The organism is Corallococcus carmarthensis (genome assembly GCF_003611695.1).
In the GTDB taxonomy this organism is placed as follows: Bacteria; Myxococcota; Myxococcia; order Myxococcales; family Myxococcaceae; genus Corallococcus; species Corallococcus carmarthensis.
On sequence record NZ_RAWE01000008.1, the window covers coordinates 26,179 to 44,083 of the forward strand.

The 17,905-nt window shown below is 65.8% G+C and carries 14 protein-coding genes and 1 pseudogene; 1 reads left to right on the top strand and 14 read right to left on the bottom strand.

Translation table 11 applies throughout. The features are described 5' to 3' along the window. Window positions 1–4 precede the first annotated feature (4 nt). Complete coding sequence (locus D7X32_RS03840; RefSeq protein ID WP_120601133.1) at window positions 5–910, top strand: MerR family transcriptional regulator; 906 nt, start codon at window positions 5–7, stop codon at window positions 908–910. Window positions 911–921: 11 nt separating this feature from the next. Here D7X32_RS03840 and D7X32_RS03845 read toward each other — a convergent pair whose 3' ends face one another. The 14 genes and pseudogenes from D7X32_RS03845 to D7X32_RS03910 form a co-directional block, all read right to left on the bottom strand. Further along, window positions 922–1,272: a DUF2019 domain-containing protein gene (locus D7X32_RS03845; protein ID WP_120601191.1), complete on the bottom strand. Its 351-nt coding sequence runs from the start codon at window positions 1,270–1,272 to the stop codon at window positions 922–924. Window positions 1,273–1,398: 126 nt separating this feature from the next. Continuing rightward, window positions 1,399–1,704, bottom strand: a pseudogene (locus D7X32_RS03850) (DUF2019 domain-containing protein); the annotation flags it as partial. A 117-nt stretch (window positions 1,705–1,821) separates the two neighbouring features. Then, the gene (locus D7X32_RS03855; protein WP_120601135.1) at window positions 1,822–2,172 is read right to left on the bottom strand and encodes a DUF2019 domain-containing protein; all 351 of its coding nucleotides are present in this window, start codon (window positions 2,170–2,172) and stop codon (window positions 1,822–1,824) included. After that, a complete protein-coding gene (sitA5, locus tag D7X32_RS03860; protein ID WP_120601192.1) occupies window positions 2,169–3,521 on the bottom strand; it encodes a SitA5 family polymorphic toxin in 1,353 nt (450 codons plus the stop codon). Before sitA5 ends, D7X32_RS03855 begins: the two co-directional genes overlap by 4 nt. Window positions 3,522–3,557: 36 nt before the next feature. Further along, complete coding sequence (locus D7X32_RS03865) at window positions 3,558–6,692, bottom strand: type I restriction endonuclease subunit R (protein ID WP_120601136.1); 3,135 nt, start codon at window positions 6,690–6,692, stop codon at window positions 3,558–3,560. Further along, window positions 6,689–8,035, bottom strand: a complete 1,347-nt coding sequence (locus D7X32_RS03870) for a restriction endonuclease subunit S (RefSeq protein WP_120601137.1) — start codon at window positions 8,033–8,035, stop codon at window positions 6,689–6,691. The genes D7X32_RS03865 and D7X32_RS03870 overlap by 4 nt, the downstream gene beginning before the upstream one ends. Then, entirely contained in the window at window positions 8,032–9,774 is a 1,743-nt protein-coding gene (locus D7X32_RS03875) for a type I restriction-modification system subunit M (RefSeq protein WP_120601138.1), read from the bottom strand. Before D7X32_RS03875 ends, D7X32_RS03870 begins: the two co-directional genes overlap by 4 nt. A 153-nt stretch (window positions 9,775–9,927) precedes the next feature. Then, window positions 9,928–10,524, bottom strand: a complete 597-nt coding sequence (locus tag D7X32_RS03880; RefSeq protein WP_120601139.1) for an imm11 family protein — start codon at window positions 10,522–10,524, stop codon at window positions 9,928–9,930. Window positions 10,525–10,527: 3 nt separating this feature from the next. Next, on the bottom strand, window positions 10,528–11,829 hold the full coding sequence (locus tag D7X32_RS03885) for an AHH domain-containing protein (protein WP_120601140.1): 1,302 nt from the start codon (window positions 11,827–11,829) through the stop codon (window positions 10,528–10,530). 143 nt (window positions 11,830–11,972) lie between these two features. Continuing rightward, window positions 11,973–12,596 carry an imm11 family protein gene (locus D7X32_RS03890; protein ID WP_171446947.1) on the bottom strand — a complete coding sequence of 208 codons (624 nt, stop codon included), beginning with the start codon at window positions 12,594–12,596 and terminating at the stop codon, window positions 11,973–11,975. A gap of 1 nt (window position 12,597) precedes the next feature. Next, entirely contained in the window at window positions 12,598–13,899 is a 1,302-nt protein-coding gene (locus tag D7X32_RS03895; protein WP_120601141.1) for an AHH domain-containing protein, read from the bottom strand. Between the two features lie 182 nt (window positions 13,900–14,081). Beyond that, the gene (locus D7X32_RS03900) at window positions 14,082–14,558 is read right to left on the bottom strand and encodes a hypothetical protein (RefSeq protein WP_120601142.1); all 477 of its coding nucleotides are present in this window, start codon (window positions 14,556–14,558) and stop codon (window positions 14,082–14,084) included. A 246-nt stretch (window positions 14,559–14,804) separates the two neighbouring features. Further along, on the bottom strand, window positions 14,805–16,280 hold the full coding sequence (locus D7X32_RS03905) for a DUF2252 domain-containing protein (protein ID WP_120601143.1): 1,476 nt from the start codon (window positions 16,278–16,280) through the stop codon (window positions 14,805–14,807). Window positions 16,281–16,384: 104 nt separating this feature from the next. Further along, window positions 16,385–17,749, bottom strand: coding sequence for a cytochrome P450 (locus D7X32_RS03910; RefSeq protein ID WP_120601144.1), 1,365 nt, complete (start codon window positions 17,747–17,749; stop codon window positions 16,385–16,387). Window positions 17,750–17,905: the final 156 nt, after the last annotated feature.

Sequence of the window (17,905 nt, forward strand, 5' to 3'; positions counted from 1 at the left end):
CACCATGGCTGAGCGCACCTATCGCATCCACATCGCCGCGGAGCTGTCAGGGGTCCGCGTGGAGCTCATCCGGGCCTGGGAGCGCCGCTACGGGGTGCTCGTGCCCGAGCGCACGCCCGCGGGCTATCGCGTCTACACCGACCGCGACGTGGCCCTGCTCAAGCGGCTCAAGGCGCTGACGGACGAGGGCGTGGCCATCAGCGAGGCGGCGAAGCTGTTGCCCCAGCTGCGCGCGGAGCTGGACGCGGTGGCGCGCCCCCCGCCCCCCGAGAGCCACGAGGAGCGGATCGGGTCGCGACCGGAGGCGTGGCGCGCGGCGGTGATGGCCGCGGCCGAAACGTATGACCAGCCCCGCGTCGCGCGCGTCCTGGACGAGGTGCTGGCGGCGCTGCCGCCGCTGAAGGCCTTCGAGGACGTGCTGGTGCCGGTGCAGCGCGAGGTGGGCGAGCGCTGGCACGCGGGAACGCTGTCGGTGGCGCAGGAGCACCTGGTGACGCAGGTGGTGCGCGAGCGGGTGGTGAGCCTGCTGCACGGCGCGCCCCGGGGAGGGCGCAAGCACGCGGTGCTGGCGTGTTTCCCGGAGGAAGAGCACGAGATCGGCCTGCTGGGTGCGGCGCTGCGGCTGCGCTACGCGGGCATGCGAGTGACGCTGCTGGGGCAGCGAGTGCCGGCGGAAGGGCTGGGCGAGACGGTGGCACGAGCAAAGCCAGACGTGGTGGGCCTGTCGGCGGTGATGAACCGGGGCGCCACGGTGTTCGAGGACGTGCTCACGCGCATCCGGGAGGCCTTGCCCCAGGGGCTGCCCCTCTGGGTGGGAGGCCCCGCCGCCCAGGCGCACGCGGACATCTGCGCGCGGCTGGGCGTGAGGCTCTTCATCCACGAGGACGACTGGACGCGGATGGCGGGCTGAAGCCCCGGCCGCTATTCAGGATCCAGGGCCCAGGCGCCTTCTTCCCAGCGTTTCAAGGTCTGCCCTGCCTTGAATGGCACGAGTCCTTCGCCCCTGGCCGCCTCCATCAAGACCTCACGTGCCTCATGCGTCCGGTAGCGAAGCAGGTAGGCCGCGGCCATGACCCGCACATCCATTCGTGGATGACTGAAAAGCACCGTGAGCGCCTCGCGGCCTGTATCCCCATGCGCCCGGAGTTGCTCGAAAGCGGAGATGTATTTCCTCGCGCATCGGTTCCCGGCCTTCGCAGCGCCCTGCCAGATCGCGTCGGTCTGGGCGGCGACATTATCCGCGAATTGCCTGACGAGTGCATCCAAGCTCATCGCCAGATACTTCACCTTCGGCTCTCGCATGTCCCCTGTGGTTCCCCAGAGTTCGTTTGGCACCGGTCCCTTCGCCAGCCTGCATTCAAGGGCCTCCATGCATCCGGCCCACCCACTGGAACGGTTCTACTCTTCCAGGGGAAGGGTTCCGTTCTTCCACGCATCAAGGGTCATGGCTGCACTGAGTCCCATCAGGCTCGACGCAGGGGTAGACAATGCGGAGAGCGCCGCCTCCGCCTCACTGGGGGCGAACCGCAAGGCAGCTGTCGCCGCCCAATACCTCGTTCCTTCTTCGGGGTCGGAGAGTAAACCCAGCAAGGCCGCCTCCGCCTCCGCCCCGCGCGTTTGCAACTCTCGCCTGACGGCGACCGCGTGCTTGTACTCCTTGTTGGCGGCGCGAGTGTTGAGCGCGTTCAACAAATGACCGTGTTTCGCTGAAAGCTCACGATCAACGCTTCCAGCGTCAGCGTCTTGAGGTCCTTTGTCTTCATGGGAGAGGTGGCGAGCGGGGCGCCCGTCAAGGGGAAGGGTTCACGGGAGGCCCCTCTGCTATTCCGGATCCAAGTCCCAGACGCCTTCTTCCCACCCTTTCAACGTCTGCTGGGCGCCGAAGGCAACGAGCCCTTCTCCTTTTGCAGCCTCCTCCAGCACCGCCCTGGCCTCGGCGGTGCGGTAACGGAGCAGGAAGGCAGCAGCCGTGGCCCTCACGTCCATCCTGGGGTGTTTCAGGAGGATGCAAAGTGCCTCTCTTCCTTCATTACCTCGGGCACGGAGTTCTTCAAAAGCCGTGATGTATCGGTCGCCGTGCTCATCCTCGGGGTCTGCACCCACCTGGAAGATCGCATCCGTCTGGGCCGCGACATTCTCGGCAAACTCCCTGACCCATCCCTCCAGAGTCATCGCCAGATTCCCTTCTTGATGTTTTCAATGGCGAGCATGCCGAAATCGCGTTGGGCTGCGTAAGACTGCGTGCTCAGCCACTCTCGAATGGTCAGGACGCGTGAACGAGTGAGGAGCGGGTACTTCCTTGAATAGAACGCGCTGACCATGTCGTGGAGCGACTTATCCAAGGCGATGACATTCTCGGTGTTGTGAATTGCTTCTGGCCCGAAATGACGAACGTTCCCTTCGGTCTGCTCGACGATGTGGTGCCACTCCTTGTTCGGGCCCGCGCTCCCTCGCGCCTTCGTCATGCCCCGGTGTGTCTGCCACGCCTTGTATCCAGAGGAAGTGCTCCCACCGACGGGCGTTCCACTCGAGGACATCGCGACTGCACCCGGCGCGAGGCCGACCGTGAAGCCGTCCGCGGCGATGGCGACCGTCTCGACCTGTCCCACGGCCGCGTAGACCACGCCGGCTTCCGCCTCGGCCCGGACCGCGGCCTGGGCTGCCCCAGGCAAGCCCGGCAGCTTCGTTCCAAGCGTCGCCCCCGTGCTTCCGATGGCCGCCGTCGCCAGCATCACGAAGGCTCGCGCCGCCTGCCGGCCCATCACCTTGCCGAATCGCTCTCCCGCTCCGCGCAGCTCGTCGAACGTCAGCGCCGCGTCCGACTCCACCATCAGGTGCCGGAAGCCCTGGATGAGTGCCCAGAACGTGTCGATGCCCACGTAGGCGATGAGCCCTGCCGAGAGCACCGCCGCCACGCCCTTCGTCGCGGGCTCAGGCACGGTCCAGAGCAACGCATACGTGACTGCTGTCCACAGCGCGGCCTGCATCAGCGCCTCGGGATTCGCCATGTCCTTCACGGCCTCCCACAGCTCCTCCAGCACCGCCCCCTTCGCCAGCGCGAGCGCCAGGGCGAAGCGCGCGTCCCCCGTGATGACTGGGCTCTCCTTCAGCAGGCCCAGACAGTCACCGGCCCGTCCGGTCCGTCCGCACCAGCGCAAGTAGGCGCGGGTCAGCTCCACGTCTGGCTGCGTCTGCTCGGAGGACAGGTGCTCACCCGGCCCGAGCGGCGTGATGCGGCGGCGCTGCACATCCATCAGGTACGAACCGCTCCGGGGCTCCACCTCGAAGAGGCGCCGGGCCGCATCCTGGGCCCTTGGTGACAACCGAAGCCCCGGGGCCAGCCGCGCCACGGCCTCCTTCAGAGCCCCCGCATCAAGCAGGACCGGCCGGGCCGTTCCATCCGCACGAGGCATGTGGACGACAGGCGCACCGCGCCCCGTGTCGAGCCGGACGACCTTCGTCGCACCGCTACACCCGACCAGCGCCCAGAACAGGGACAGCACCAGCCATGGAAGCCGCATCAGGAGCTCCAATCGCATGCCCTTGTCCATGCGAACCTACCGCTGAGGGGCCTCTCCACCCGTGCGCACCTTGGACCGCAGGGCCTCCCACAGCATCGCGTGGTTGAGCAGGATGTCCTTGATGCCATTCCGGACGCTCTCGGAATCCAGCGCTTGCTTGCTCATCAGCGCATGCGCGTCGAGCGCGTCGATGATGGCACTCATGATCTCTTCCCGAAGATCTGGCGAGTTCGCGAACTGTTCCTTGGTGTTGTTCGCGGCCTGCTGGGCCAGCGTGGTGGACTCCAGCAACTTCCCCAGCAAGACACTGTTCACGTAGACGAGCTTGTCCTGGTCCGAAAGCTCTCCTTCGAACAGCGTATTCACCTTTTCAATGATCTCCTTGAGCCTTGCACGCTCCTTCTCCTGCACGCTGCCCCCACCGGCCTCCGTCGCGGGGAAGAGCGTCGGCTTCTCTCCCACGGAGAGCTGAAGCGGGACCTTGGCCTGGCCTCGTAGCGTGTAGTGCGTGAGCCTGACCTTCGACAGGTCGATGTCCTCGCGCTCGCGTCCAAACTCAAGAAGCGGAAGCAGGCGTTTGTAGAAGATGGCCCGCTTCTCGATGGCGGTGCTGCCGTAGTCGAAGATCTGGGAAAGGAAGGTGTAGAGCCGGAGGAACGCCCCCATGTCCGACTTGAAGAGGGCGAGGGCATCCAACTCGGCCTTCGCGTCCTTCCGGGCCTTCGCGTCAGAGCGTTCGTTGGCGGCCCTGAAGGCAGCCTGCGCGGCCTTGAAGCGCTTCATGAGCCGGTCCACGACCGGCTCGATGGCCTTCACGAGGTCACTCTGCCTCGCCTTGGGGTTGAGCTCCGCTTCAACCACACGCTCGACCTCGAAGTCGTCGTAATGGCCCGCACCGTCGAGCTTGGCGCGCAGGTTGAACACCACGTTCGGGTCGGTCGTGGCCGACAGTTCCGCGGTCGTGTAGTACGTCTTGAAAGCGGTGAGGATGTCAGCCGCATCATTGATGAAGTCCACGATGTAGGTCGTGTCCTTGCCAGGATGCGCCCGGTTCAGCCGCGACAGCGTCTGGACCGCCTGGATGCCTGCCAGCCGCTTGTCCACGTACATGCCGCAGAGCAGTGGCTGGTCGAAGCCGGTCTGGAACTTGTTGGCGACGAGCAGCACCTGATACTCGCCGCCCTTGAACGCCTCGCGGATGTCGCGTCCCTTCAGGTGGGGGTTCAGCGCCTTGCTGTTCTCCGTGAACGGCTCCGGCCCGGACTCCTCATCCATGACCTCGCCGGAGAACGCCACGAGCGTCCCCATCTTGTAGCCGCGCTCCTGGATGTACTTCTCGATGGCGAGCTGCCAGCGCACCGCCTCCAGTCGGCTGGCGACGACGACCATCGCCTTGGCCTGTCCCTCCAGCAGCGGGGCGACGTGCGCGCGGTAGTGCTCCACCACGACCCGCACCTTCTCCGCGATGTTGTAGGGGTGGAGCCTCACCCAGCCCATGATCCGCTTCAGCGCGGCGCTCTTCTCCACCTCCTTCTCGTCCACCTCCTTGCCTTCATGGGCGAGCTTGAAGGCCAGGCTGTAGGGCGTGTAGTTCTTCAGCACGTCGAGGATGAACTTCTCCTCGATGGCCTGTCGCATGGAATAGACGTGGAATGGCACCGGGATGTTGTCGGGCGCGGGCTTGCGCGACGGGTCCGGCCGGGTGCCGAAGATCTCCATCGTCTTGCTCTTCGGCGTGGCCGTGAACGCGACGAACGTGATGCCAGAATCATTGGCGCGTGAGGCCATCTGCGCCGTGAGGAGGTCCTCGCTGCTCACCTCACCGCCGTCGTTGAGCTCCGCCAGCTCCGCGGGGCACAGGACGGCCTTGAGCTTGGAGGCGGCCTCACCGGTCTGCGAGCTGTGGGCCTCGTCGGCGATGACCGCGAAGTGCTTGCCCTGGGTCGCGGCCAGCCGCCGCACCTCTTCGATGGCGAAGGGGAACGTCTGGATGGTGCAGACGACGATCTTCTTCTTGCCCGAAAGCGCCTCGGCGAGCTTGCCGCTCTTGCTGCCATCCTGGTTGGTGATGGTCGCCACGACGCCGGTCGTGCGCTCGAAGCCGAAGATGGCCTCCTGAAGCTGGGAGTCGATGACGTTGCGGTCGGAGACGACCAGCACCGTGTCGAAGACCTTCTTGTGCTGGGCGTCGTGCAGCTCGGCCAGGAAGTGCGCCGTCCACGCGATGGAGTTCGTCTTCCCCGACCCGGCCGAGTGCTGGACGAGGTACTTCGTGCCGGGCCCATCCGTGAGCACGGCGGCCTGGAGCCTCCGGGTGACGTCCAGCTGGTGGTAGCGGGGGAAGAGGAGCCGGGTGATCTGCTTCTTCGGGTCGCGCTGGGCGATAAGGTAGCGCCCCAGGATTTCGAGCCAGCTCTCGCGCGCCCAGACCTGCTCCCACAGGTACGCGGTGCGGTGGCCGCCGGAGCGGTTCACCGGATTGCCCGCGCCACCATCGTCGCCCTGGTTGAAGGGCAGGAAGCCGGTCGCCGGTCCTTCGAGCCGCGTCACCATGTGGACTTCGCTGTTGCTCACCGCGAAGTGCACCAGCGCGCCGCTCGGGAACGAGAGGAGGGGTTCCGTGGCCTGCCCCTTGGGGTGTGGCAGGCGGTCGAAGCGGTACTGATCAATGGCGTCCGTGACGCTCTGGGTGAAGTCGGTCTTCAGCTCGGCCGTCGCCACCGGCACACCGTTGAGGAAGAGCACCAGATCGATGCTGTTCTCGTTGTGAACGGAGTAGCGGACCTGCCGCACCACACGCAGCCGGTTGGCTTCGTAGCGCGCGAGGATGTCGGGGTTGATGGCGAGCGCGGGCTTGAACTCGGCCAGCTTGAGCGGCTGCTTGAGGCCCAGCAGCTCGATGCCATGGCGCAGGACGTCGAGCGTGCCACGTTGATTGAGCTGGTCGCGCAGGCGGTTGAGCAGTGTCTCCCCGGCATTGCTGCCGTGGTTCTTCGTCAGCGTCTCCCACGCCTGGGGCTGCGTGGCCTGAACCCAGGCGACCACGTCGGGCGGGAAGAGCGCGCGTGGACGGTCGTAGTCGGAGGCGTCTTCGTCCGCGTGAAGCCAACCGTGGGACGCGAGGTGGGCGCAGATCTCGGACTCGAAACTGATTTCCTTATGGAGGCTCACGCTGCGGCCCTGTCGGCGATGGCGCGAACGTCGATCTGGCCGGTGACGGCGGCGGAGATCAGGGCGGTGCGGCGCTCTTGGAGGAGTTCGATGGCGCGCTGAGCTTCGACTGCCAACGCATCGAATTGCTTTAGCTTAATATCAATATATCCTACAGTCGCAACCTGCTCGTCATCTGGAGGCACGCAAACCGCAAGTTCACGAACTGTTGCTATCGACACCTCGTTGAACGTTGAGCCTTGTTTGCTGAGTTCCCAGTACCAAGCGACGGCAGCCGTTCCGAAATAGGCAACCAAGTACTGGCTCGTCACTCTGCATCCCGGAACGATTCGGGCAACTCCACGGGAAAGATTCGCCCCCGCCAATTCCATTGGCACGACATGCGCAGCACCAATCGAAGCCCGAATCCCTAGAATCACTTCGCCACCGGTCAAGGCAGAGCGTGGATATGCGCTTGCAATCTCGGCACTTGTCCTCTGGAGACTATCGAGATCAAACGTTCCAGAACTCATGTTCGTCGTCTGTACGAACGGCACACCTGTCGCAAGCGGCTCGCCCGGCTGAACGATGCCGTAGGAGATTGAAGTGTCATCTGCAATCAGTCGTTTTAGCGGAAGCACTGCCCAATGCGCCGGAACCTCGCCAAGCCACTCGACACCCGAGGGCTTCATGGGCGCGTTGGGGTTCAGTCCCTTGGTGACGGCGAGGGAGATGACGGCTTCGCGCTTCTCCTTCAGCAGTTCGATCAGTCGTTGCTGTTCGGCCACCAGTTCATCGATCTTCGCAGTTTCGCGATCGAGGAAATTGCTGATGGCGACCTGCTCGGGCAAGGGCGGTAGAACTACGCGATGATTAGATATCTGCTCTTCATTTATTGATGGAACAGCACCTGGATTTGCGAGCATGGAGAGGTCGAGCAGGGGCAGTAAATGAAGGAGGAATTGCGGCACGCAATTCCTATTCACAATCAGCCCCATCATGTTGTTGTCAATGCAGGATGGTTGGCCCAGCCAGCGATATCGCTGAAGCAGCAGCGCTGCTCCTACCTTTGCGAAGACAATTGTCCACACAGGCAACACCCGTGCACGCAAGAGACGAGCGGTGTCTTGTGAAATCGTGTGGTTTGCATTCCGCAGCGCGCCATCCACATCGGCTTGACCAATGTCGCCAACCTTGAAGAACGGGATGTCAAAGGTGGTTTGTCCTTGATGCTCTTCAGGAAACCCAGCCCCACCCTTGAAAACACCAATCAGGCCGAGCTTCACGACGTCCCAATGTGCCGGCACCTCGCCCAGCCACTCGACACCGCTGTCCTTGTACTCCGGGTAGCGAGGAAAGCTCATTTCGACAGCCCCCCAATCATCGTGACGATGCGGTCTGTAACGCCCTTCAACTCAGCATCGATTTCCGCGAGCGGGCGCGGCGGCTTGAAGACGTAGAAATGCCGGTTGAAGGGAATCTCGTAACCCACCTTCGTCTTCTCGTGATCAATCCAGGCATCCGGCGCATGGGGTACCACCTCGCGCTGGAGGTACGTCTCCACGTCCTCGGAGAGCGGGACGTTCTCCGTGTCGCGCAGGTTCGCGTCCGCCACGGGCTTGCCCTTGCCCTTTCCCTTTGTGCCCAGCACCTGACGGCCCTTGTCGTCACGCTCGGGACGCTCGACCGTGATGGTGCGGTAGCCGAAATCCTCGTTCTTGAAGATGCGGCTGATGGGTACCCCCGCCCGCGTCAGCTTCTTGAACGCGCCGAAGATGCGCGTGATGTCCTCGATGTGCTCGGGGCTCAGTTCCTTGCGCTTGCTGCCGAGGCTCTTCCTCATCTTCTGGAAGAAGCTGCTCGCGTCGATGAGCTGCACCTTGCCCTTGCGCTGGGCAGGCTTCCGGTTGCTCACGATCCACACATAGGTGCTGATGCCCGTGTTGTAGAACATGTCCGTGGGCAGGCCGATGATGGCCTCCACCAGGTCGTTCTCCAGCATGTAGCGGCGGATCTCGCTCTCACCCGACCCCGCGCCTCCAGTGAAGAGCGGCGAACCGTTGAGGACGATGCCGAAGCGGCTTCCCCCGTCCTTCTCCGGCCGCATCTTTGAAACCAGGTGCAGCAGGAACAGCAGCGAGCCGTCGCTCACGCGCGGCAGGCCCGGGCCGAAGCGGCCGTTGAAGCCCTGCTGTTCGGCTTCCTTGCGGACCTCCTTCTCGATCTTCTTCCACTCGACGCCGAACGGCGGGTTCGACAGCATGTAGTCGAAGTGCTTGCCGTGATGCCCGTCCGCGGAGAGCGTATTGCCGAAGATGATGTTGGCGACGTCCTGCCCCTTGATGAGCATGTCCGCCTTGCAGATGGCGTAGGACTCGGGGTTCAGCTCCTGTCCGTACATGACGAGGCGGGCCTTGGGATTCATCGCGGCCAGGTGCTCGCCAGCCACGCTCAACATGCCGCCAGTGCCCGCCGTCGGGTCATACAGGTGGCGCACGATGCCGGGCTTCACGAGCGCGTCGTCGTCCTCGATGAAGAGGAGGTTGACCATGAGCCGGATGACCTCGCGGGGCGTGAAGTGCTCTCCGGCGGTCTCGTTTGACAGTTCGGCGAACTTGCGGATCAGCTCCTCGAACACCGAGCCCATCTTCGCGTTGTCTACGACGTTCGGGTGCAGGTCGATGTTCGCGAACTTCTCCGTCACCAGGTACAGCAGCCCGGCCTTGGACAACCTGTCAATCTGCGCGTGGAACTCGAAGCGCTCGAAGATGTCCCGCACCGAGGCTGAGAAGCCCTGCACGTAGGCGCGCAGGTTCTCACCAATGTTGTGCTGGTCGCCCATGAGCTTCTTCAGGTCGAGCGGCGACGTGTTGAAGAAGTGCTGGCCGGACTTCTTGAGCAGGAAGGGCTCGGGGTTGAGCTTCGCCTTCTCGCGGGCCACCTTCTCCGCGAGGACCGCGGGCTTCGTCGCTTCCAGCACGCAGTCGAGGCGCCGCAGCACCGTGAACGGGAGGATGACCTTCCCGTACTCGGACTGCTTGTAGTCGCCGCGCAGCAGGTCCGCGACCGACCAGATGAAGGAGGAGAGGTTCGGCTCACTCATGACGGCGCTCTTTCGGGGCGCCCGGAGCGAAGGGGAGCGGGTTGAGGCATGCGGGGCCGCTCCGGGGCAATCCCGGTCATGGTAGCAGCGGCCGTTCAGGGACGGCCATCCCCAAGAGATGCACTTCAGGCCCGCTGGCCCGTGGAGCGCTTCTCACTCAGGGTGCGCGCTGCGCGGCCCCGTCACGCGCTCGAAACGCACTCCCAGGTTCCCCACCTCCTCAAGCGCACGCTTGATCTCCTCTGAGACGATGAGCGCGGAGGAGTAGCCTTGTATCCGGAAGACCCGGGCTCCTTCGGTCTTGGCAGGGTCGATACGCAGACCGTGGATTGCGCGGTACGTTCCTGCTCTCTCCGGCGCAACTCCATCTGGAGGATAGATTTGCACCTCCTTGGAGTTCTCTTCATCAACACACCTGAAGCACTTGGTTGCGTTGATGATATAGAGATTCTTGCCTGTTCCTTCAATTTCGATAGGGAATGTCTGGACGTCATCGGGCGCCAGCGTGCGAAAGACATTCGCAACCTGCTCGTCCGCGACAGGGGTTCTCCCCGAATTCGCCACCGAGAAGGAGCGCTGCGGCCCCTCACGGAAGGGTCTGCTCGTGAGGGGGCCGGGGTCTGGCAGGCGCCTTCCGTCCCCAAACATCCAGGGGTCATCCAGTTCACCGCCAGATGCCGGAGCAGGCAACTCCAGTACCCACTGATGAACATCCGCAATCCCTATGTCGTAGAAGTGGTCATCAGGCATCCACTAGCCCTCTTTCGGAGCAATCAGGCGCCGAAGTTCGGAATCCGGCGTCAGAAGGTCATCTGCGATCTTCGCAAGCTCCTCGACCAATCGCTCTCGGCACGTGTCTTTGTTCCTGCATTTTCCTAGCGCGTCATTCAGCCTCCGCAACACAGCCTCATGGTATTCGTGCGGATGTGGCCCCTGGTGTCCACGTAGACGAACTTTGTTGGCGACATCTTCCAGGGACAGCCCGGCCCGGGAAAAGACTTCTTCGCACAGCGGCGTCCAAGGCCCTCCGGACACAGCCGAAATCAGGTTCTTGTTCGTGCAGATGTGATGAACCGGCCCCTCGGCGTCACCTGGAATCTGGCCGTTCGAGGACATCGCGAGCGCGGCGACGGCCCCAGGCGCGAGCGCGACGTTGAGCACTCCCGCAGCAGGCATCGCGACGGAAGTCACACCCCCGTTCATCGCAGCCCCAAGCTGAAAACCAGCCTCAGCCTCTGCTCGGAGCGCGGCCTGGGGGAAGCCCGGGAGCTTGGGGCCCTGGGCCGCCATCGCGTTCTTCCCGCCGAGGGCCGCCGTGACGAGGAGCACCAGGACGCGCGTGCCATTCGTGCCGAGCACCTTTCCGAAGCGATGGCCGATGTCCTGCAACTCGATGGTGCTCGTTGCCGTCCCTGCCTCGTCCCAGAGCCGGACGAAGCCCCGGCCCATCTCCCAGACGGGCACGATGCCCAGCCAGGCCACCAGGGCGGCCGTCAGCGCCACGGCGATGGCCTTGGTGACAGGCTCGGGCAGCGTCAGGGTGAGAAGCAGGCTCAGCGCGGCGGACGTCACCAGGGCCTTGAGCGCCGCCGGGTTCAGCATCTTGCCCGCCTCGGCCGCGACGCCCTCCCACACGCTGTCGAGCGCGAAGGACAAGGCCATGAGCGTGCGGTCCTTGCGCGAGAACGTCAGCCCCGTGCCGCCCACCAGGGAGAGGCAGTCGTCCGCCTCGGGGCAGAGGCGCGCGTACAACGACTCAGGTGAACTCCCCGAGCCGGAGTCCGCCAGTCCTTCCGAGGAGGCGAGCAGCCTCCTGGACCGCACCCACCCACGCGCATCCGCCGCTTCCGCCTCACGGAACGCAACGTCCATGCGCAGGTCCAGGATGAGCCGCGTGAGGGCGGAGGTGAAGGCGTCCTCGCTCACCTGGACCGGGGCAGCCTCTACCGGCGCGTGGGCAATCCGTTGACCGTTCCCGGTATCGAGGTGGACGACACGGGAGGTCGCACACCCTGACACCAGGAGCAGCAGAGAAGCGACGACAACCCATCTCATGGAGTCCCCGAGCGCGCCTCCCGGCAAGGCAGAAGGCGCGGCATCCTGACCTTGGGGGGGCACAACTTCAACGGAACCCTTCACCGGACGGGGCCTGCGTGAAGGGGAGGCCGGACGTGGCCCCCTTGCGTGAGTGCCCCAGCTCAAGACCCTCCGCGCGCGGCTTGAACCTCGTGCGGTGGGGGCAATGACTCATGCGGACCCGTCACCCGCTCGAACGACACTCCCAGGTTCCCCACCGCTTCGAGGGCGGACTTGACCTCCTCGGAGACAATGAACGCGGTCTTGAACTTCTTGGGCCGCAGGACATGCGCGCCCCCGGTCTTCGAGGCGTCGATCCGCAGGCCGTAGATCCAGCGGTACTCCCCTTCGTATTCAGGGAATGAGTCCTCGGGATAGTGCTGCACTTCCCGGCATCGTGCTTCGTCGATGCAATCAACCATCCTGGTTGCATTGACGACCAGGTACGGCTCGGCTTCTCCCTCTATCGACACCGGAAACAGTTGAACATCGTCTGGCGCGATGGCCCTGAAGACGTTCGCGACGGCTTCGCTGACGATGGGGGCTTTCTCTATGACAGAGAACATGAATGTCCGCTTCTCACCCGGATGCGAAATCTGGGCTTTGATGGGTCCAGGGTCTGGGAGGACGCGACCGTCCGCGAACATCCAAGGCTCCTCGAAGGCGCCACCAGATACCGGTTCGGGAGTTGAAACGAGCCACTGGGGTACATCCCCCATTTCAACCCAATAGAATCGAGCCTCCATCTCACCCCTCCACCTTGACAATGAAGCTTCGCAATTCAGAACCCTGCATCAGGAGTTCATTGGCAATCGTTGCAAGCTCTTTCATCAACCTTGCCCGGCAGGTCTCAGTTGTCTTGCAGCGACTGACGGCATCCTGTAGCCGACTCACCACCTTCTTGTGATACAGCTCGGGATGAGGCCCTTCATGGCCATTGAGTCGGATCTTGTTTGCCGCGTCCTCAAGCGTCATGCCGGCCTTCTTGAAAATCTTCTCGCACAATGGCGTCCAGGGCCCTCCGGACACAGCGGAGACCAGGTTCTTGTTCGTGCAGATGTGATGAACCGGCCCCTCGGCGTCGCCTGGAATCTGGCCGTTCGAGTACATCGCGATCGCGGCAACAGCCCCAGGCGCGAGCGCCACGTTGAGCACTCCAGCAGCAGGCATCGCGATGGAAGTCACACCCCCGTTCATCGCTGCCCCAAGCTGAAAACCGGCCTCGGCCTCTGCGTGGAGCGCGGCCTGGGGGAAGCCCGGGAGCTTGGGGCCCTGGGCCGCCATCGCGTTCTTCCCGCCGAGGGCCGCCGTGACGAGCAGCACCAGGACGCGCGTGCCATTCGTGCCGAGCACCTTTCCGAAGCGATGACCGATGTCCTGTAGCTCGATGACGCTCGTTGCCGTCCCTGCCTCGTCCCAAAGCCGCACGAAGCCCCGGCCCATCTCCCAGACGGGCACGATGCCCAGCCAGGCCACCATGGCGGCCGTCAGCGCCACGGCGATGGCCTTGGTGATAGGCTCGGGCAGCGTCAGGGTGAGAAGCAGGCTCAGCGCGGCGGACGTCACCAGGGCCTTGAGCGCCGCCGGGTTCAGCAGCTTGCCCACCTCGGCCGCGACGCCCTCCCACGCGCTGTCGAGCGCGAAGGACAAGGCCATGAGCGTGCGGTCCTTGCGCGAGAACGTCAGCCCCGTCCCGCCCACCAGGGACAAGCAGTCATCCGCGGCGGGACAGAGGCGCGCGTACAACGACTCAGGTGAGCTCCCCGAGCCGGAGTCCGCCAGTCCCTCCGAGGAGGCGAGCAGCGTCCTGGACCGCACCCACCCACGCGCATCCGCCGCTTCCGCCTCACGGAACGCGACGTCCATGCGCAGGTCCAGGATGAGCTGCGTGAGGGCGGACGTGAACGCGTCCTCGCTCACCCGCACCGGGGCAGCCTCCACCGGCGTGTGGGCAATGCGCTGACCGTTCCCGGTGTCGAGATGGACGACACGGGAGGCCGCACACCCTGCCATCAGGAGCAGCAGGGAAACGGCTACAACAAATCGCATGGAGTCCCCAAGGGCGCCTCCCGGAAAGGAAGAAGGCGCGGCATCCTGACCTTGGGGAATGACGACTGCAACGGAACCCTGGGTCCGCCCAGGCGCACGCGGACGTCCGCGCGCGGCTGGGCGTGAGGCTCTTCATCCACGAGGACGACTGGACGCGGATGGCGGGCGGAGCGCCCCCGGCGTCACTGCTGGCAGAGCGGAGGCAGCGAGCGGGCCAGGCCCACCGCCGAGTCCACCTGCCCGAGCGCCGTGGTGAAGACCTGCTGCGCGGCCCCGGCGTTCCCCGTCAGCAGCAGGGTGGTGGCATCGCGCAGGCTGCTGACGCCGGAGGTGGCCGTGGCGAGCGGAGCCCGGAGGTCCGCCGTCAGGGCCGAGGGCGCCAGCAGCGCCACCGCCGCCTCCGCCTGGGTGACCGCCAGGAGCGCGGCGGTGTTCTGCTGGGTGGCCGCGAGGACGGTGAACAGGTTCAGCGTCGTGAGGGCCTCCCGGGTGGTGGCCGCCGCGGTTTGCGCCGCGTGCACCGCGGTGGTGACCGCCGTGATGGCCACGGCTTCGGTGGAGTCGGTGCTCACGCACTGCTGGGACTGCGCGGAAGCCGGCACGACGTAGAGGGCCACGGTCAGCACGGCGGCGGACAGCCAGTTCGTACGAGTCGTCATGGGTTCGGTTTCGCGCGACGGCGGACACCGCCCCTCCCTCCGCGACAGCGGGACGGGTTCCACCAGCCCGCGCGGGCGAGTGGGGGTTGAGGGGTTGTGAAGAATTACAACCGGAGGGTAGGGAATAACTGGGCCCGACCCTCGCGTCCGTCAATCAATGGCAGACTTCGGGACGAGCGGCTGTGCTTCCCGGGACGCGAGCGTTGAACCCTCCTCCAACGCTGTCAGGTGGCGACGCCCGCTTTCTCAATGCGCGAGGGCCCCGGCTGCCTTCGCCTGCGCGTCCGTGAAGTGCCCGTAATCCGACTCCACCTGATCCGAATAGGCGCAGGCGAACTCCGCGATGGCCTCATCGAAGTGGTCCTTGCTGCCCAGGTAGCCCGCGATGAGCGCGGCGTCGCCGGTGCGCGCATGGGCTCGGGCCAGCGTCGCGCCGCACGCGTCCGCGTAGTCCTGGAACATGGGCCCGTCCATCTTCTCCGCGTCCAGCGAGCCCTTCATGTCGCGCAGCTGGCGCACGTAGAAGGCGCCCATGCCCTCCACCTCCGTCCAGCCGAGGAACAGGTCGGAGAAGGCCTGCATGCGCCGCTGGCCCACCACCACGCGCTCGCCCGCGCTGTGGAATTCGCTGGGGCCCAGGTAGGGCTCCAGCACGGAGGCCTTCGCTTCCTTGAGCTGCAACACCAGCGGGTCCTCCCCGCCGTTGCCTTCACACAGCACGACGTAGGCCTGCAAGCCCACGCTGCCCACGCCCACGACCTTGAAGCCCCACTCCTTGCGCTGGTAGCGCAGGCACAGGTCGCGCACCGCGCCGTCAAGCGACGCGAGGTAGCCCACCGTGAGCCGCTTGATGCGCCGCTCCAGCTCCGCGGCCGACACGTCCATCTTCACCGCCGTGAGCGGGAAGAGCAGGGGCGGCTGGTAGGCCAGGTGCCGCTGTCCGTTGCGCTCCACGGTGAGCTTCTCCACCGCGTGCGCGCTGGTGTGGCGCTTCGCCTTCTCCACCGCCTCCGTGGCGAGCTTCGCCGTGTCGACGGATTCGGCGTTCTTCAGCTCCTTCGCGTCCACGTGGAGCGACCAGACCTCCAGCAGGCTCATCGTGGTCAGCTCGCGCATGGTGAGCCGGTAGGACTCCACGGCCTTGCGCGCGGCCTTCTTTCCGCAGCGGGCGCCCAGGCCGTTCTGCTTCGCCGCCATGACGAAGCTGGCGGCCAGGCGCTTCACGTCCCATTCGAACGGGCCGGGCAGCGTCTCGTCGAAGTCGTTGAGGTCGAAGATGAGGTTGCGCTCGGGCGTGCCGAACAGGCCGAAGTTGGCCAGGTGCGCGTCGCCACAAATCTGGCTGCGCAGGCCACTGTGCGGCGTGTGGGCCAGGTCGCGCGCCATGACGAGGGGCGTTCCGCGCAGGAAGGCGAAGGGCGACTCCGACATGCGCTCATGGCGCACGGGCACCAGCCACGGCAGCCGCGTGGTGTCGGACTCCTTGAGCTGCGCGAGCGGGTCGCGTCCCCGGAAGGGCTTCCACGCGGCATGGCTGCTCCGGGGGCAGCGCTTGCGCAGGGCGCGGCCGGCGTCCATGCGCTCCTCCACGCCGCGGAAGTCCACGGCCTGGAGCCGCGAGGGCTTCAGCTTCCGGGGCGTGCGCCGCGTGCGCTGCTGCTTCTGGGTGGATACGAGGGGGACCTTCGCTGCGCCCAACTCCGATGTACCGTCCGCATCCATGGGGTGTGTGACTCCTCACCCCCAAAAGTGGATCCGGCACCGCGGAACCGGAAGCGTCCAGGGCCGGAAAATCGTCCGCCCTTGGGAGCGACAGCGGGGAGTGTTCACTCCCGGAGGGACACGTTTCGCGGCGTGAGTGGGATGCCGCCCTTCGGGCGCAGCGTGATGGCGGGGAGGACCTCCGGCGCGGGCCCTGGCGCGGCGTCGAAGTGGAAGCGTTGGAGCACCGTGGCCAGCACCAGGCGGATCACCATCAGCGCGGAGCCCGCGCCGATGCAGAGCCTGGGCCCTCCTCCGAACGGACACCAGGCGAAGCGTGGGATGCGCCGCTCCAGCCCGTCCGCCCAGCGCTCGGGACGGAAGGCCTCCGGTTCCGGAAAGTAGCGCGCGTCGCGGTGCAGCGCCCACTGTGACCACGCGACCACCGTCCCGGCGGGGACGTGGACGCCGTCCATCCGGTCGTCCGCTTCCGCCACCCGGCTCATGCCCCACGCGGGTGGATACAGACGCAGCGACTCCTTCACCACCTGCTCGCAGTACGGCAGCGACGGCAGGTCCGCCACCGTGGGCTCGCGGCCCCCCAACACCGTGGCCAGCTCCCGCCGCAGGGTTGCTTCCGCCTCCGGGTGGCGCGCCAGCAACCACAGGCTGAGCGCCAGCGCGGCGGCGGTCGTCTCATGCCCGGCGATCATCAAGGTCAGACATTCGTCGCGCAGCTGCGCGTCCGTCAGGTGCTCGCCGTCCTCGGCCTGCGCCTCCAGCAGCAGGCCCAGGAGGTCGTCTCCGGAAGCTCCCTGCTTCCGGCGGCGCTCCACCACGTCGTCCACGACGGCGTGCAGGGCGCGCAGGCCGGTCCTGAACCGCCGCTGCCCCGGCGTGGGCAACCAGGCGGGCAGCGGAATGGGCGTGTCGAAGAGGAACTGGGCGTGCAGCATCACCACCTCCATGGCCCGTCCCAGCTCCCGCGCCTGCGCGGAGAGGTTCGCGCCGAAGAGCGTCCCCGCCACCACGTCCAGCGTCAGCGCCATCATCTCCGTGTACGCGTCGAAGGCCTCTCCCTCCCGCCGCGACGCCAGCCAGGTGTTCGCGGCCTTCACCGCCACGCTCCCGTGCGCGGCCAGCAGGTTCTTGTGGAAGGCCGGCTGCATCATCCGCCGCAGCCGCAGCCAGACGTCGCCATGGCTGGTGAACAGGCCCTGGCCCACCACCGACTCCAGGGCGCGCTTCTGGAAGGCGTCCTTCGGGTAGTTGCGGAAGTTCTTCACCAACACGTGCTCGATGGCGTCCGACGTGTTGAGCAGGTAGATGCCCGTCCCCACGAAGCGGGTCCGCACCACCGCGCCCCGGTCCGCGTAGCGCAGGAAGAAGCCCAGCGGATCCTTCCGGTACTCCAGCCCCTGGCCCACCCACGGCAGCCCCGCGGGAAGCCGGGGAGGAAGAACCGCGGAGTCAGACGGTGCGGCGTGCATGCGGCGGCTCCTGGGCGGGGCGCAAAGGACCTTCCCGAGGGCCCGAGTGTAGCCGAGCCGGGCCGGTGTCAGTCCCTACCGCGCCTCCCTCCGGTGACGGCGCACGCTACAAACCCAGACACCTGTGACACACGGGGTTACAGCGACTTGCTGCGT

Coding starts and splice junctions, on each gene's coding strand:
- D7X32_RS03840 (WP_120601133.1), top strand. CDS start 5: ATGGCTGAGCGCACCTATCGCATCCACATCGCCGCGGAGCTGTCAGGG.
- D7X32_RS03890 (WP_171446947.1), bottom strand. CDS start 12,596: ATGGAGGCTCGATTCTATTGGGTTGAAATGGGGGATGTACCCCAGTGG.
- D7X32_RS03885 (WP_120601140.1), bottom strand. CDS start 11,829: ATGAGATGGGTTGTCGTCGCTTCTCTGCTGCTCCTGGTGTCAGGGTGT.
- D7X32_RS03905 (WP_120601143.1), bottom strand. CDS start 16,280: ATGGATGCGGACGGTACATCGGAGTTGGGCGCAGCGAAGGTCCCCCTC.
- D7X32_RS03900 (WP_120601142.1), bottom strand. CDS start 14,558: ATGACGACTCGTACGAACTGGCTGTCCGCCGCCGTGCTGACCGTGGCC.
- D7X32_RS03855 (WP_120601135.1), bottom strand. CDS start 2,172: ATGACTCTGGAGGGATGGGTCAGGGAGTTTGCCGAGAATGTCGCGGCC.
- D7X32_RS03845 (WP_120601191.1), bottom strand. CDS start 1,272: ATGAGCTTGGATGCACTCGTCAGGCAATTCGCGGATAATGTCGCCGCC.
- D7X32_RS03910 (WP_120601144.1), bottom strand. CDS start 17,749: ATGCACGCCGCACCGTCTGACTCCGCGGTTCTTCCTCCCCGGCTTCCC.
- D7X32_RS03895 (WP_120601141.1), bottom strand. CDS start 13,899: ATGCGATTTGTTGTAGCCGTTTCCCTGCTGCTCCTGATGGCAGGGTGT.
- sitA5 (WP_120601192.1), bottom strand. CDS start 3,521: ATGCGGCTTCCATGGCTGGTGCTGTCCCTGTTCTGGGCGCTGGTCGGG.
- D7X32_RS03870 (WP_120601137.1), bottom strand. CDS start 8,035: ATGAGCTTTCCTCGCTACCCGGAGTACAAGGACAGCGGTGTCGAGTGG.
- D7X32_RS03875 (WP_120601138.1), bottom strand. CDS start 9,774: ATGAGTGAGCCGAACCTCTCCTCCTTCATCTGGTCGGTCGCGGACCTG.
- D7X32_RS03880 (WP_120601139.1), bottom strand. CDS start 10,524: ATGCCTGATGACCACTTCTACGACATAGGGATTGCGGATGTTCATCAG.